Genomic DNA, 15,044 nt, shown 5'->3' with positions numbered 1-15,044 from the left:
TTTCTCCCCCTTACTGATACTGCTTCCAGTCGGGGACGCTCGTCAGCTTCGTCCAGCTTTCGCCGACCTCGCCCTGACGGTTGAAGTCATGGCTGTTCGTGGCCTCCTGCACGGCGAGATAGTGCCAGTCGGACGGCTTGTTGTCCGGCCACGTTACCATGCTGTCCAGCAGGTCGCTTTTGCTCTGCGGCATACGGCAGAGCACGCGGTTGATCATGGTCATGGCTTCAGCGCGGGTGATGCGGGCGTCGGGGCGGAACGTGCCGTCCGGATAGCCCGAAATCCAGCCGAACGCCGCCGCTCTCTCGATCTCGTTTTCCGCCCAGTGACCGGAAATGTCGGAGAAGCTGCTGCTGTTCTCAACCGGTTTGGTGTTGAAGCGCGCGCAGATTGCCGCAAACTCCGCACGAGTGATCGAGGCATCAGGGTCCAAGCGGTCCGCACGGCGGCCCTTGACGATGCCGAGCTTCGCCATCGTGGAAATCGCCTTGTTGTGCCACTGTCCATTCGTTACATCAGCAAATATATTTTCAGTGGTCAAGTTGCCATCACGAACTTCCTTCTTGAGCAGGCGGAAGAAAATCGTTGCAACTTCGGCGCGGCTGATGTTCGCGTTCGGACGGACAGTGCCATCGGAGTAACCGACTACATAGGCGTAGTGGTCATCGCCGTTCAGCATATCCGGCACAGTGGATGCCTTCCAGCCAGCATAGACGGTCTTCTCGCTGGTCATCTTGATGCTGCTGATCTTTTGAGTCAGTTCCTTATCCGCATACCAGCCGGTAAAGGTATAACTCTCGCGGGTCGGGGTCTTATCGAGCGTCACCTTCGTGCCGGAAGAATAGCGCTCATCCTTGTAAGCCGTGCCGCCGTTCGACTCATAGTGCAGCGTATAGCGGGTCGAATGATGGGAGGAGGAACTGTTCTTTGCCCACTGTGCGGTATAAACGGCATTGTCCGTTACCGTTGCGGCTACGGACGGCTCCCAGCCGGTAAAGGTATAACCGCTGCGAGTCGGCGTTCCGCCGGTAAATGCAGGGGTGGGTGTTCCACGGCGCAGGTCGCTGGTTACCTCATCCGCAAAGCTGGTGCCGCCGATACCGTCTGTGTAGGTAACAGAAAACTTTTGGATTGCTCCGTACAGAACAAGGCTCTTCGCCTGAGAAGAAGTTCCCGTTTCTGCCGTATAATCAGTATCTGAAATAATTCCCTTATGGTTGTGTGTAAAATGCGACAGATACGGCTCGGCATCTGCTACGCTATAGGTTGCTGTGCCATAAGTAATCGCACCGGGGGCAACAACTACTCTGCCATCCAAGGATTCATTTTTAAAAGAAGTCAATTCATAATCGTTCATCGTATCCGATGCGCCGACCAAAGTTACAAAACGGTTGGTGGAAATTCCTCCGCTTGTATCAAAGCGGCAGCCGATACGAATATCGCCGCTGATGTTAGCTTTTGTGCCGTCAAGATAGAGGCTGCCATCCTGGTAAACTGCGTTTCCGTAATAGCTTCGCTCCGAAGCATCATCATAGTGGGGGTATCCGTCAGTTGCCTTATTGTCCTGAATGGTACCGCCCAGCAGATAAGCAGCCGCGTCTGTATCATTGATGAAGATGCCGCCACCTTGTTTAGCTTCGTTATCGGAAATTTTGCCGTCGGTCATGTAGAACGAGTCTCCCTTGCCGTACAGGAAAACACCGCCGCCCTTAGAGAATGTCTTATTGTCCGAAATCGTACCGCCGCTCATTTCTACGGTGCTGGAGTAATCATCTGCTTTACTGGTCCACAGAGCAATCGCGCCACCGCCATTACGGCCTGTATTTTGGGTAATCTCCGCATTACCGGAAATCTTGACGCTTGCATTGCCGTTCCAATAGCGATCAGCCGCATAAACAGAGATCGCACCACCGTATCCGGCTGTATTGCCGGAAATCGTACCCCCGGTCATAATAAATTCGTTGGTCAAATCCACAGAATTTTTTGGTGTACCAAGAATGGCAACCGCACCGCCAAAAGCACTTCGGTCACTTGCCGCTTTATTGTTTTGAATGTTTCCGCCGGTCATAGTCAATTTAGCCGGAGCATCATAACTCTCATCATAGTCAGCACGATTTGCACGAATCAGAATTGCACCGCCATGGGCACTTTGTGTATGGTCAGTATCAAAGTAATCACCAACTGCGGTATTTCCGCTAAGCATACCGCCGTTCAGCTCCATCTCGCCGCTGAGATAGATGCCGCCGCCCTGTTCAGCAAAACAGTCGGTTACGGCGGAGCCATCATTCATAATCAGCTTTGCAGTGCTATCAACTACGATACCGCCGCCCCAGTCATTTGTTCCTGTGTTTCCTGAATGACCGCTCCGATGAACTGCACGTCCGTTGCAGACCGTTGCACCGTTTTCTAATGTGAGCTGGCTTTCAGGGCAAACACGGATGCAGCGAATATCCTGTGCCTCAGCATCAATCGTCATATTTTCAAGCGTGAGGTTCGTCGCTGTAGCTGTGCCGTTTTCAACACCAACCTCAATCATATAAAGGTCAGTAGAAGTGTCTTTTTGATAGGTAATCTTCTTTGCAGTTTCATCGGCTTTGCCCGCCAGCGTTACTGATTTATCACCGGTCAGAACAAGATTTCCAACTAGTTTAATATCAGAAAGCAGGCAGATCGTATCTCCGTCAGCTGCCTTCGTAAATGCCGCACCAATTGTTTTAAGGGGTGCGTTCTCGTCGCCGACAGCTGAATCATCGCCGGTTTCGGATACATATATAACTGTACCGCTGCTTGTTCCGGGAGCCGCAGCGGCCAGCGCAGCAGTCGGAAGCATGGTCATGAGCAGACTCAGTGTCAACAGCCATGACAATAATTTCGTTTTCACATCAAATGCTCCTTTACACATAGTAATACCTGCCAAGATAAGACCAATAAGGCGATATTCTGACAGGTTTCTGATCTTGCGCGGCAGTTCTTTCGTCCGCCGCATTGATGCTGTTCTGTCCTCCTTCAGTGCAATGACAGTTGCGAGATGCCAAAAGGTGTACTTTTTTGTTAGTCAAAGTAGACATTGTACATAATAAAGGTTTAATAGTAGTAATTCCTATGAAACCGTGCTATAATAGAGAAAAATTATAGGCAGTGAAGATGCCAAAAAGTACACATTCTCGCATTCTCGGTTAAATTCATTTTATACTTTGTTTGATTTTAAATGCCTTGTTGCGAAAGGTAGACAACGGCATTCTGCATCCTCGCGCTGCGGCTGTGCCTGTTATTTCGCCTTTTTCCCAACGTCGATACACCTCTTCAAAATTTCCGGGTAAAGGTTTCGGGGGTCGCCCAAAGCGAACCCCTTTCGCTTTTGCAGCCGCGATACCTTCCGCTTGCCGCTGGCGGATATTAATACGCTCGTTTTCCGCAACAAAGGACAACACTTGTAATACGATATCGCTGAGGAAGGTTCCCATCAGATCCTTTCCGCGCCGGGTGTCTAGCAGTGGCATATCCAAAACCATAATGTCGATGCCTTTATCTTTCGTAAGAATCCGCCATTGTGCTAATATTTCCTCATAATTGCGTCCCAGACGGTCTATACTCTTGATGCAGAGAAGATCGTCTTTTTTCATTTTACGCAGCAGTTTTTTATACTGTGGCCGTTCAAAATCTTTACCCGATTGCTTATCTATAAAGATATTTCTCTCCGGCACAGCCAATTCCCTCAGTGCAATCATCTGCCTGTCCTCATTCTGTTCTTTCGTTGAAACTCGGACATATCCGTAAATCTCTGCTATTGTCAACACTTCCTTTTCTTCCATACGATATCATAGCCGAGAATATCAGCAATCTCGACAGCTTCAGTATAACTGAAAGTGCCGCGACGCAGTTTACCGGACAGGTTCTGCATACAGCTGCTCCGCCCGTACTTTTCAGCGAGCTGTGCAGCCATGCACGTCAATGTCATACCATTTGCAATGATATATCCCTTTACCTCGTGTCCGTAGTTTCTTGCATTTGCTCTTTTCATGTTATCCTCCCATACAAGTTATCCGACACCCAGTATTGCACTTAACACTGGGTGTCGAATTTTTCATCATTATGAATACATCGGCACTCCATACCCATAAATTCGCGCATCGCCTACTGGATAGCTATTCTCCCGACAGGCATCGCCAGAGTTACCTTCTACGGTGTACACCGTACCGCCTTCCGTTTTTTCGACAATACCCACATGATCCGGTACGCCATCGCCGCCCCAGTCAAAGAAGATAATGTCACCGGCACACGGTTCGTAATCACGCTCCTGCCACTGACTGCGTGCCTTGAACCAGTCCGAACCATCACTGCACAGCGAAAAGCTCGGAATCACTCCCGCATCAATATAGCCGCACTCGTTCGCGCACCAGCTGACAAAGCAAGCACACCACTCCACACGTGATGTGAAGCCGTACCAGCTCCAGTAAGGCTGACCACCCACATTACCAAGCTGCGACAGCGCTATTGTCACGATTTCACCATCACCTGTTCCGATACCGTAAAGTACGGAACTCCAAAGCGACCGATACTTCTCATCCAACAATTCTGCCAGCTGCTTTTTCTGGTCAGCATTAAAATGATACTGATCTGCCATCTCGTCAGTAGTTTTATGCGAAATTGTAATGTACAGATATACTACCGTTGTCTTATCTTTGCCGCTACCTTTTGTATGGCGCTCCACACGATAGGAAATGCTGTTCATATCCCAAAAGACCTTACGCAGCAGCTCCAGCTTCATATCATTCATTGATGCCACCTCCTGACCATCACTCTGGTCGGATGTGGTCTTTACTGCATAAATCGAAAGGATTTCCGGCCATGTGGCTCTCGAACCGGATAGGATCAATTTATCATAGGGATTGTCTGTTTTGATTTTTTCTATCTTCTCGTTATACTCCTGATTGATTTCTCGTGCTGCGTCCCGCATGGTCATGCCAGTGCCGCTGTCTTCGCCTGAGAAAAAGATACCAAAGCAGGAGCCTGCCATCATGCCAATCAAGCACACAACAACAATCACCATGCAGGTCACTCCACTGCCGGCAGTCAGAGCCGCAACCATCGACCGCATACCGGCAATAATTGCCCTAAGCACCTCTTTCGTGGCTTCTGCCGCTCGTTTAGACATGGTTGCCGTCCGCTTTGTCGCTGCTCGAAATGTCTGGGCCGAAATTTCAGCAGATTTCACTGCAGCCTCCGCCGAACGATGCTGAACCGCAGTTGCATACTGCGCTGTTTGTCTGGCTGACTGCACCCTTCGTGCAGCAGTCTTGATTCTCAACCGAGTTGTCTTAGGCGAAATTGCCTCTTTTGCAGCAGTTTTGCTGCTGTGCAATACTGTTTCTCTCGACTTTATGACGCTTTTTTCTGGATTTGCACTATGCTGTGAACCATGCACTACGCAATCATGGAAACTCGTTTCGGCAGGTTTAATAGTCCGATCTGAACCTGCAATCGCAGACTGCCGCTCTTTGATTCGAGCAGATTTCAACTTCTTGGCAGCTTTGCTCTTTGCCAATGTACGTCCCTGTTCCACCGGGTCATTTGAAACTCTACTCACAGTCTGCTGTCCGATTTTTATTCTCGGAGCATCTTTTCCGGCAGTTTTCCGGTTCGTTTTCACTTGTTGTGCACGAATTGCAGCCTGCCGTTGCGATTGTTTCTGAGGTGTGATGTCATTTTCACCCCATGGCTGATTGGGCATCGCCGGCTCCTGCATCGGTTCCGCATATCGTTCCCTGCGCTGCTTGATTGCCGCTGTTCCTTTTTTCACTGCCAGTTTTGCACCAGCCGCAGCAACACGAGCAGTATCTTCCGCCGCATTTTCCGCTGCTCGTTGCACCTTGTCCCCAGCATAGGCATTGGGATTTTCCGAACGGTCATCTGTCAAATTTGTAAACTGTTCTTTGGAACGGATATATACCTCCTTCATGCGTTCTCCCGCAACCGCCGCCTTATCCAACGTCTTAATGCCTTGCACCTTTTCTCTTGTCTTGATCTTTGGCATTTTCCTACTCACCTCCATACGCAGAAACGGGCAGGATTACTCCTGCCCGTGTGCAAACTGACCCTCACCAGGTCGGGTCGTCATCAGCTCATACAGTTTCGTATTCTGCGGAAAACGGTTGATGAACGGCACCAGTGCGCTGCCATATTTAATCAGGCCGCAGCCTGCATCTGCGTTGGTGATATAGCTCATCTGCTCATTCGAGATATTCAGCAAATGCGCCAGCTTTTCACGGTCGGATGCTGCCTGATTGAGCATGACAATAAACTCCGAGTTAGAGAGCATGGTACTTGCCTGAACGGAATCCAGCAGATACTCCACATTCTGCGTGATAGCGGTCGGGTACGCATTTCTCTTTCGAAACTGCCGCCATGCCGAATTGAAAAAGGCCGCACTGAACTCGTTTTCAAACATGACATGGAACTCATCAATGAATACATGCGTGCGCTTGCCGCGTTTCCAGTTGAGCGTTACGCGGTTCAGCATGGTATCCGTAATAACCAGATGGCCGATCGGCTTCAACTGTTCACCCAGTCCATGAATGTCAAACACAACCACCCGCTTGTCCAGATTGACCGTGCTTTTATGACCGAAAATATCCAGAGAACCGGTGGTAAACAGCTCCAGTGCAAGCGCAATGTCCTTGGCCTTTTCTTCTGGCTGATCGAGCAGCATTTCACGCAGTGTTGACAACGTGGGCACTGTGCCGGACTGCTCCGCTTCCTGATATACCGCCGCAACGCATCGGTCAATGATGGACTTCTGCTGCGGACCGACACCGTTCGGGTCAATACGCTCTACCAGTGACATGATAAACTGCGATTTCACTACAATCGGGTTGTTCTCGCCATAGCCATCAACCATGTACATGGCGTTCAGTCTATCCTTACCGCCAGCCGAAACACGAATCACAGACGAAATATCGCCCATTGCTTCCGCAAGCGGCGCATATTCTCCTTCCGGGTCACAGATCAGGATATCATCATCGGTATTCAGAATCAGGAACGTAATCAGCTCCTTTGCATTGAACGATTTGCCGCTGCCAGGCACACCCAACAGAAATGCAGACTGGTTCAGCAGGTTCGCTTTATTGCACATGATGAGATTATGCGAAATCGCATTCTCTCCAAAGAAGATGCCGCCCTTATCCTGGATTTCCTGTACCTTGAACGGCATAAACACTGCAAGGCTTTCCGTTGTCAGCGTTCGAAAAACATCAATCCTGCGAGAGCCGATTGGCAGCACTGTATTCAGTCCATCAAGCTGCTGATATTTCAGCACAGCCAGCTGACACATATGCTTTCGGGCAAGCGCCTGTACGGTTTCTGTATCTGCGTCCAACTGCTCCTTGGTATCTGCCGTAAGCACCATTGTCAGCACTGCGAACATCATGCGCTGATCACGGGTGGTCAGGTCGTCAAGGAATTCCTTGCTCTCCTTGCGCTGAAGCTCCATATCATACGGAACAACAGCAGAGAAGTTGTTGTTTGCATTTTGGCGGCGCTGCCAGTTCGTAATGTTTGTTTCCACACCCAACAGGCGGCTCTCCACCTCATGCACTGCCTCATCGGTCGGAATGGGCAGAATATCAATGGAAAGCATCATATTGCGGTTCAGGTCAGTCAGTTCCGTAACCATGCTGTCCTTAATGTAGCTGGCATAGTCTTTGAGAAACAGCACCCGGCAATACTGATCGCCCAGAATCAGATGATCCTTGTTCTTTTCAATGGAGTCAGGGCAGATAAAATCCCGAATATCATGGCCCTTTCTCGCCATGCTCTTAATGTCGAAGTCAAACGTAGTTTCCTCACCGGCACGGTAAAAATCATGCAGCATACGCAGGCGTTCTGCCGCCGTCAGTTCCATACACTTGGAACCGAGCGCTGCAAAATGTGCCGACAGGTCAGCGCCAATGCGTGAAAAATACGTTCTTGCTTCCTCCACGTCCTTTCTGGCTACCGAGACCGTCAGGTATTTCTCCTGCATGATACCGTTTGCGCCCGTAGCCTTGTCCAGCAGCATCTGGTTATATTCCTTGCGGTACTGGTCCAGTCCGTCCTCCTTCATCGGCATTAGAATGGATTTTTCAAAGCTGGCGCGGTTCTGACGATGGTTATAAATCGTCAGTTTGGTAGTCGCGCCGCTGTCCAGACTGTTCAGCAGTTCCGAATAGGTCAGGAACATACTCTCCTTATCCTCGCGGGAGGCCACCAAATAGTTAATATCCGTAAACCGATACATCTTAGTGAACTTGCTGCCCACCTGAAAAATACCGTCCGGCCAGATGCGCCTGATAGGGATGACATCCTGCACTTTGCGAGGTACCTTGTAGCGTTCCTTATCCTGCTTCATGATGGTACGAATACTCTTAATCATGGTTCTTCATTCCCTCTTTCTCTTTCTTCTCCAGCTCAGGCTTTAACGCTTCATAATAGATATTATTCGACTGGAATCGAATGACTTTTGGCTCCAGCACTTCTGACCGCAGCCATGCCCATACAAACTGCTCGGCCGTCATACCGTGATATGTCACAAATCCCATAGCAGCAAACGGGGCAGCACCAAGGATACACATCCATGAAACCGTTTCTGTGCCGACATACGGTTTGAGGACAAAGTACAGCAGAATCGCTACACTAGCTGCAAGCACTGTAAACACGCACTGCCGCATAGACAGTCCGAAGAACATGGATTCGGTATAGTTCCGAATCTCTCGATTGATTTTAACTTCCAATGCCTTTCCCTCCTTACAGTCCCATCATCTCATGCACAATTCTGTCTGCCATTTTTATCGAGCCAACCAGAATCAGCATATTGAAAATCAGTTCGCCAATATAACTCCATACCATGGATGCTGCTGCCGCATCCACATCAACCACCGGCGGCGATGCTGCAAATACGCTGAATATAATGCAGGCAAGGACGATAATCGCTCCCTCCAGGCAAACCGCAGCATAACCTTTTAAGAAACTCTTACCGATGTTCTGGCTTGGTTCTCCTGCAAAGCTGGACAGCGGAATCGGCGCAATTGCCGTGTACATGAACATCTTAAAAAACCGCCCATAAACACTTAGAATCATCACAAAAGACAGCACCCAAATGAACAGTCCGCCGATCAGCGTGACGGCCCACAGAGGAATGCTTTCAAAAAAGCCGCATTCTTCTACGGCTGTAATAATCTCCTGTGGCAATACCGTCTGCTGTGCTCCTCCAAATCCTGCGGCATTCATAATCGAAGAAATAACGCCCTGTACAATATTGAGCAGAGCCAGCATCAATTCCATGCCGTAGGAAATCAGTCCTTTGGCAAGGGCGAACCGCACAAACAGCTTTACTGCGTGTTCAGGCTTCTTGATTTCCGCAAAGCTGCCGCAGGTTTTCATCACGCCAACCACAAAGAAAACCACCAGAAGCGCATATCCAATCGCCTGGAGTGCGCCATGAATGCTGACGATCACACTCCAAATCGCGCCGCCCTTAAAGTTTTCTGGCGACTGCGTAATGAGCAGCCAAATCTCTGACAGCTTATCATTCCATGTTTCCAGCGCATTGGTCAGGTTTTGTACGACCCAGTTATCCGACACTTCAAGCACCTCCTTCCGGGGCAGGCATCATGCCTGCCCCAAACTGTTGGATAACGTATCTTAGCCGCCGGTAATCAGCGTCAGGATTTCCTTGGCAAAGGTGATGACAATGCCGCCTGCCAGTGTCAGGAAGCCGTTAGAACGCTGAGAGGGGTCATGGGACTGAAGCGACAGACCTACCTGCACGATACCCCAGCCAAGCAGGATCAGACCAACAGCGCGAATCAGGCCGAAAATAAAATTGCTCAGGTTGTTGATCACTGCCAGCGGATCGTCTGCCGCAAACGCCGGGACGGTGCAGCAGCAGAGCACTGCCGCAGCCATCACCGCCGTACAGTAGCGACGGAAGCCCTTTTTCACCTTGTCAGGCACCGGCTTCCGGTTTTCATTTTTGTTTTTCATGTTGTTTTTCCTCCATCTTCTTGAAATGTTCTTCTAGCTCCTCTTCTGTGAGAAGCACGAAGTCATGTTGACTGGAAACGGTCAGTTTCTCTGCCTTTTTAGCAAGTTCAGCGTCCAGTACGACAGATGCGATACTGCGTGTGTCCTGTCCATGCTGGTAAGGCTCCATACCGCCGTCTGTGGTGAGTTTCACATTCGGATGTTTCAAAACATCGTATTTGAAGTCTTTGACCGGTCGCTCACCGCGTATAAAAAGAAGTGCGTAGCGGTTGTCCAGCATACGCACTTCATCAGGTGTCATCAGCTCTCGGCCTGTGATCTGCCAGTTGACCGAGTAGCTGCCGTTTCTACCTTTGGATTGTCCATAGGTGTTCGTATCAATCGTTTCCTTGCCGAGCAGCTTGGACACATATTCATGCGTAGACTGCTCGTTACCGCCGAGATACAGGAACTCATCACAGTTGCCCACGATGCTTTCCCACTGTTTTTCGAATAATGCTTTCAGCTGTGCAAGGTTTTGGATAATAATGCTCACTGAAATCTCACGGCTGCGCATCGTAGCCAGCAGCTTATCAAACTCATCGGGCAGGGCGACATTTGCAAACTCGTCCATCACAAAATGCACATGAACCGGCAGTCTGCCGCCATGAACAATGTCTGCCTGGTAGTAAAGCTGTTGAAACAGCTGCGTGTACAGCATACCGACAAGGAAATTGAAGCTGCTGTCATTATCCGGAATCACTGCAAACACAGCCGTTTTCTTCTCGCCTACGCTCCATAGCTCCATTTCATCGGTCTGCGTAATACCAGCAAGGGACTCCAGATTGAACTTCTCCAGTCTGGCAACCAGTGTGATTTGAATGGATTTCAGCGTTTTGCCGCTGCCAGAATGGTAGTTGCGATAATATTTCAGGGCAATGTGCTCCGGATTACGCATCTCCAGTCGGTCGAACAGTTCGTCCAGCGGCGAAACAAAACCATCATCGTCCTCATGCACTTCACCCGCTCGAATCATCTCCATCACCGTGGGGAAGTTCTGTTCGTCCTCCGGAGCTTCATAATGAAGATAAAAAATTAGAGCCAGCAGAAGCATTTGCGCCGCCTGATCCCAGAAAGGGTCCTGCGACTGACTGCCTTTAGGTGTGGTATTCTTAAACAGGTTCGTCACAAGGCGCTGAATATCATTATCATTCCGCAGATAGACAAACGGATTGTAACAGTGGCTTTTCTCCATATTGATGAGATCGATCACCTTAATTTCATAGCCCTTGGATTTCAGAAGATTGCCTGTATCGCGCAGGAGTTCGCCCTTTGGGTCAAGACAAACAAAGCTGGTATTCGCATTCATCACATTGGGTTTTGCAAAAAAGCGCGTCTTGCCAGCACCGCTGCCGCCGCAGCACAGAATATTCAGATTTCGTCGGTGCTTTCGACCATCAAGTCCGATTGCAACAGTCTGCGTCAGGATTTTATTTTCTGGCGCAGCCTTATTTGCATACTTTCGACTGATTTCCCTTGGAGAACCCCACTGTGCTGAACCATGCTCCTCGCGCCTGCGGTAATTTCGGTCACTCGAGAGAAATACCGCCAAAGCCAACCCGTAAATCAGTAGAAAAATAAGGACAGCTCGGAGACTATCCCTACAAAGCATGATATGAAACGGATTTGCAAATGCGGCACCGGCATTCTTAATCAAACCGATCAATCCATCATCTAAATACGGAGCGAACAACAGCGCTATCCAGATGACCGGTATGCAACCGCAGGCATAGCAGATCAGGCTTACTGGCGAAAACTTATCTTGCTTCATTCCGCCACAGCCCCCGTTTCCGTTTGGGCGGTGCGTCGATCACTTTGAGAAGCAAGTCATCAATATCGTCCGTCGGCTTACCATCCCGGATTGCATCGTTACGGTAATCTGCCAGACCACGCACCATAAGCCGCTGCTCGTGTTCCTCCAGCGTTACAACTTTCTTATCAGATGCCATCTTTGTCACCGTTCCTCTCTGTTGGCGTTCTCTCTTTGCGGCTGTTTCCGGTCATGCGTATCCAGCACTCGGTTCATATCACCAATCATCACGTTGGAAACACGCCTGATCGTACTAAGCTCCTGTCTTGCGCTCTTGGCGTCCATACCGCCAAACTCCGCTGGCATTCGATCAAAACGAAACGTCTCGCAGGACAGCTGATTTTTCCTGCACAGCACATACGCAACCGAATATGCCGTAAAGGCAGGGTTGCAGCAGGTCAGTTTTTTCTGTTTCAGATGGACCTTTGCAATTTCCTGTGCCAGTCCGCGAAACAGCGGTTCTGCATCCGTGCCCTGACGAACGTAAATCTTGCTGTCCGCTGGCTGATACAGTACATTCACTCGTTCCGGCAGGTCGTCCGAAACCTCAATTTCGCAAGGCCGATGATCAACCAGCGCATTCAGCAGCAACTTTTTATCATGGGATACCAACGTCTCATGCTTCTGCAAAGCCGTTGTCTGCGACACATCGAACACCTTTTTCACCTTGTAAGAGGTCTTAACCGTACCGTCCTGATTCGTATATTCCTGTCCGGGTTCCAGAAGGTTGATGGCGCAAACCCCTTTCTTGATGTGAACACCAGTGTTCTTCCAGGCAGCAAAGTCTGCCAGCTGCGTCGCATCCGGACACTGATGGGCAATCAGCAGCGCATTACTGGCAGAATACCGGTCAAACTGCGCCTGAATATTCAGAAACGCCTGAAACTTCTCACCGCTGCTGACTGCCGCGACCGCTGCATCGTCAATCATTTGATAGACAACTTTGCGCTCCTCACGTTTCTGTTTTGCCCATTTTTCCTTATCAAAAGGTTCAGCATTGCTGTTCTGAACCAGACCGTCATTGTTTTCCATGCTCAACGCTCCTTTCTCTTCCTGCGCTTCTTCTTTGGGGCATGATGCTCAGTCGCAGGCATTTTCTCAGCACGGTCCTTCGCTTTCTCTGCGGCCTTCGCAGCCTGCTCTGCCTTAATGTCTTTCAGTTCCTGCCGTACAGATGGCCGTACCCGTTCTCGATTAGAGATATCCCGCTCGCTTCGTTCGCTGGGCCTTGAGATAGGCTCGGACTGAGGGGATTTTGTCGTCCGAGCCTGTGCGGGGTTTGGTGTATGCCCCTCTTGCTCCTTGTCCGGTTTCTGCAACATGGAATCTACCAACTGTGCCGTTTTATCCGACTCGGCTGCGCTGCGCTCCGGTTCCGGAAATTCCTCTGCGGCTTTCTCGCGGCGGCTGCGTTCGATTTCACTCTTAACGCTGCCCATATCAACCGTTGCAAGCTGAAAACGCTCAAAAATGCGGTTGATCTTGCTTGCATCCTCCGCTCGAACCATCACATCCGTAATACCGTCATCAGCATTCCTGTCCTTCAGCACGCAGTACAGCACACCATACTTCTTGGATGCCTCGCAAAACTGCTTCAGATCAGTGTCCTTCACAGCAAAGACTTTCAGTTCTTTGCCGCTTCGCAGCATATTCGTCAGCCGCGTCTTACCCTTGGTCTTTTTCTGTTCACGCAGAATGGCATACAGAAGAACAGCGACCTGTTTCGCGCCTGCACCGGTGATTTTGGCGGCAACTTCAGCCCCTTCCAGCGACATTCTCACGACCTGTTCTGCCGCGTCGCCCGAATAACTCATGCTCATCTCGCTCCTTTCGTTCCAGTTTCTTCTGTTTATTCAGCCGTTCCAACTTCTCTCGCACTTGTTCGGAACGCTTTGCTATTTCACTACATAAAACCACCTCCTTTCGCTTCGCTCTGATCTCCGCAGTCAGGTCCTTAATCTGTGCCTTGACTGCATCATCAACACCATTTCTGCGTTTAACGCATTTCAGTTCATTTCGCAATTCATGTCGTTTTCCAACGAGTGCCTGTACCGCAGCTTCTACATTTGATTGATATGCAGATAAATCTTCACCTGTACGGATGTGGTTTCTTGCCAAAAGCCTTGTCTGCGCATCCAGTCGATCCAGTTTGGTAACATCCTCTTTCAGTAAAAAAGACACCCGCTTTACGGATGTCGGATGCTTCACCAGAATATGCAGTTCATAACAGTATCGAAAATACAGGGCTTGAAGGCCTGTCACTGATCTGCGCACGTTTCCGCGCACTCGATATTTACGTGGTGCATGATGCTCTACAGCAGGAAACGGATACTGCTTTGAGATGTTGTCCAAAATACGATCTTTAATCGCATCGAGCGAATACTCCTCGCCCAGCTTGTGAAAGCGAAAATATCCTTTGGCATCCGGCGGCTTGATTGCGGGGTATTTGAGCGGCTCACCACTCTTTCCGCGCGTCTTCAGTTCATACCCCATCTCCTGCATGATGCGGATAAAATCCCGTTCCGTAGTCGATGCCCGGATTGCCCGGTTAATATCAGCGCGAATCATGCTGCGGTACGTTGGTTTGCCATTCTTTTCGGCAGACCACTGTGCGTAGTGTTTTCCTTTGCCGCTCGGCACATCAATCACAGAAATTGCATGCTCTCGACATAAGCGATCTGATATTTTTCTCATCTCGGCATAATCCGACTTCGAATTATTGAACTTATAGCCGTCTGCCCATGAAACCGAGTTGATTACAAAATGATTGTGGTAATGGCCTGTGTTGCAGTGTGTAGCAATTACAACTTCAAATCGTTCTCCCCACAATTCTTCTGCTAATTCCACTCCGATTGCATGGGCGGTTTCCGCTGTCACTTCACCTTCCGCAAAAGACTGATACCCATGGAAGCACAACCGCCCATCAGGTTTTCCCCAGTATCGTTTCGTTTCCATCATTTGCGCTGCTGCATCGTCTTCTCGGCAATTCAGGCACGAAACATATGCGCGTTCCTCCGTCTTGATTGTATCCGCCGCATATTCAATCACGTTGTCAATTGCATGAAGTGAAGCTTGTGCCACCAAAGATCTTTCCCTTGTCTTCGCCGGATTTCGCGCATAATTGATCACATGGTCCAAGCGACTCTTGACCGGCCAAATTGAAGTGACTGCCATA

General features: G+C 49.7%; 13 protein-coding genes. All 13 read right to left on the bottom strand.

Annotated features, from left to right (window positions below):
- Positions 1-10: 10 nt before the first annotated feature.
- Complete coding sequence (locus tag DW088_RS08200; protein ID WP_158574640.1) at positions 11-2,881, bottom strand: S-layer homology domain-containing protein; 2,871 nt, start codon at positions 2,879-2,881, stop codon at positions 11-13.
- Positions 2,882-3,182: 301 nt separating this feature from the next.
- Complete coding sequence (locus DW088_RS08195; protein ID WP_199677244.1) at positions 3,183-3,812, bottom strand: recombinase family protein; 630 nt, start codon at positions 3,810-3,812, stop codon at positions 3,183-3,185.
- The gene (locus DW088_RS08190) at positions 3,791-4,021 is read right to left on the bottom strand and encodes an LLM class flavin-dependent oxidoreductase (RefSeq protein WP_118285591.1); all 231 of its coding nucleotides are present in this window, start codon (positions 4,019-4,021) and stop codon (positions 3,791-3,793) included. Before DW088_RS08190 ends, DW088_RS08195 begins: the two co-directional genes overlap by 22 nt.
- Before the next feature lie 69 nt (positions 4,022-4,090).
- The gene (locus tag DW088_RS08185) at positions 4,091-6,034 is read right to left on the bottom strand and encodes a CHAP domain-containing protein (RefSeq protein ID WP_243022137.1); all 1,944 of its coding nucleotides are present in this window, start codon (positions 6,032-6,034) and stop codon (positions 4,091-4,093) included.
- A gap of 36 nt (positions 6,035-6,070) precedes the next feature.
- Positions 6,071-8,410: a VirB4-like conjugal transfer ATPase, CD1110 family gene (locus DW088_RS08180; protein WP_118360352.1), complete on the bottom strand. Its 2,340-nt coding sequence runs from the start codon at positions 8,408-8,410 to the stop codon at positions 6,071-6,073.
- Positions 8,403-8,768: a PrgI family protein gene (locus DW088_RS08175; RefSeq protein ID WP_118285593.1), complete on the bottom strand. Its 366-nt coding sequence runs from the start codon at positions 8,766-8,768 to the stop codon at positions 8,403-8,405. Before DW088_RS08175 ends, DW088_RS08180 begins: the two co-directional genes overlap by 8 nt.
- 13 nt (positions 8,769-8,781) lie before the next feature.
- Complete coding sequence (locus DW088_RS08170; protein ID WP_110436367.1) at positions 8,782-9,618, bottom strand: hypothetical protein; 837 nt, start codon at positions 9,616-9,618, stop codon at positions 8,782-8,784.
- A 60-nt stretch (positions 9,619-9,678) separates the two neighbouring features.
- On the bottom strand, positions 9,679-10,020 hold the full coding sequence (locus tag DW088_RS08165) for a glutamyl-tRNA amidotransferase (RefSeq protein ID WP_110436366.1): 342 nt from the start codon (positions 10,018-10,020) through the stop codon (positions 9,679-9,681).
- Positions 10,004-11,830: a VirD4-like conjugal transfer protein, CD1115 family gene (locus tag DW088_RS08160; RefSeq protein ID WP_110436365.1), complete on the bottom strand. Its 1,827-nt coding sequence runs from the start codon at positions 11,828-11,830 to the stop codon at positions 10,004-10,006. Before DW088_RS08160 ends, DW088_RS08165 begins: the two co-directional genes overlap by 17 nt.
- A complete protein-coding gene (locus tag DW088_RS08155; RefSeq protein ID WP_110436364.1) occupies positions 11,817-12,008 on the bottom strand; it encodes a hypothetical protein in 192 nt (63 codons plus the stop codon). Before DW088_RS08155 ends, DW088_RS08160 begins: the two co-directional genes overlap by 14 nt.
- A 5-nt stretch (positions 12,009-12,013) precedes the next feature.
- The gene (locus DW088_RS08150; RefSeq protein WP_243022138.1) at positions 12,014-12,901 is read right to left on the bottom strand and encodes an ArdC-like ssDNA-binding domain-containing protein; all 888 of its coding nucleotides are present in this window, start codon (positions 12,899-12,901) and stop codon (positions 12,014-12,016) included.
- Positions 12,902-12,903: 2 nt separating this feature from the next.
- The gene (locus DW088_RS08145) at positions 12,904-13,683 is read right to left on the bottom strand and encodes a PcfB family protein (protein WP_110436363.1); all 780 of its coding nucleotides are present in this window, start codon (positions 13,681-13,683) and stop codon (positions 12,904-12,906) included.
- Positions 13,625-15,043 (bottom strand): relaxase/mobilization nuclease domain-containing protein, encoded by a 1,419-nt coding sequence (locus tag DW088_RS08140; RefSeq protein WP_118360351.1) that lies wholly within the window; start codon positions 15,041-15,043, stop codon positions 13,625-13,627. Before DW088_RS08140 ends, DW088_RS08145 begins: the two co-directional genes overlap by 59 nt.
- Position 15,044 lies beyond the last annotated feature (1 nt).

It is taken from the genome of Butyricicoccus sp. AM05-1, from assembly GCF_003474415.1.
Lineage (GTDB): Bacteria > Bacillota > Clostridia > Oscillospirales > Butyricicoccaceae > Agathobaculum > Agathobaculum butyriciproducens.
The sequence above is the reverse complement of the archived record's forward strand: the minus strand, read 5'-3'. Positions and strand labels throughout refer to the sequence as shown.

Bases quoted from the DNA above. Each gene is read 5' to 3' on its own strand.
- DW088_RS08145 (WP_110436363.1), bottom strand. From the start codon at position 13,683: ATGAGTTATTCGGGCGACGCGGCAGAACAGGTCGTGAGAATGTCGCTG.
- DW088_RS08190 (WP_118285591.1), bottom strand. From the start codon at position 4,021: ATGAAAAGAGCAAATGCAAGAAACTACGGACACGAGGTAAAGGGATAT.
- DW088_RS08155 (WP_110436364.1), bottom strand. From the start codon at position 12,008: ATGGCATCTGATAAGAAAGTTGTAACGCTGGAGGAACACGAGCAGCGG.
- DW088_RS08140 (WP_118360351.1), bottom strand. From the start codon at position 15,043: ATGGCAGTCACTTCAATTTGGCCGGTCAAGAGTCGCTTGGACCATGTG.
- DW088_RS08165 (WP_110436366.1), bottom strand. From the start codon at position 10,020: ATGAAAAACAAAAATGAAAACCGGAAGCCGGTGCCTGACAAGGTGAAA.
- DW088_RS08195 (WP_199677244.1), bottom strand. From the start codon at position 3,812: ATGGAAGAAAAGGAAGTGTTGACAATAGCAGAGATTTACGGATATGTC.
- DW088_RS08180 (WP_118360352.1), bottom strand. From the start codon at position 8,410: ATGATTAAGAGTATTCGTACCATCATGAAGCAGGATAAGGAACGCTAC.
- DW088_RS08185 (WP_243022137.1), bottom strand. From the start codon at position 6,034: ATGCCAAAGATCAAGACAAGAGAAAAGGTGCAAGGCATTAAGACGTTG.
- DW088_RS08160 (WP_110436365.1), bottom strand. From the start codon at position 11,830: ATGAAGCAAGATAAGTTTTCGCCAGTAAGCCTGATCTGCTATGCCTGC.
- DW088_RS08150 (WP_243022138.1), bottom strand. From the start codon at position 12,901: ATGGAAAACAATGACGGTCTGGTTCAGAACAGCAATGCTGAACCTTTT.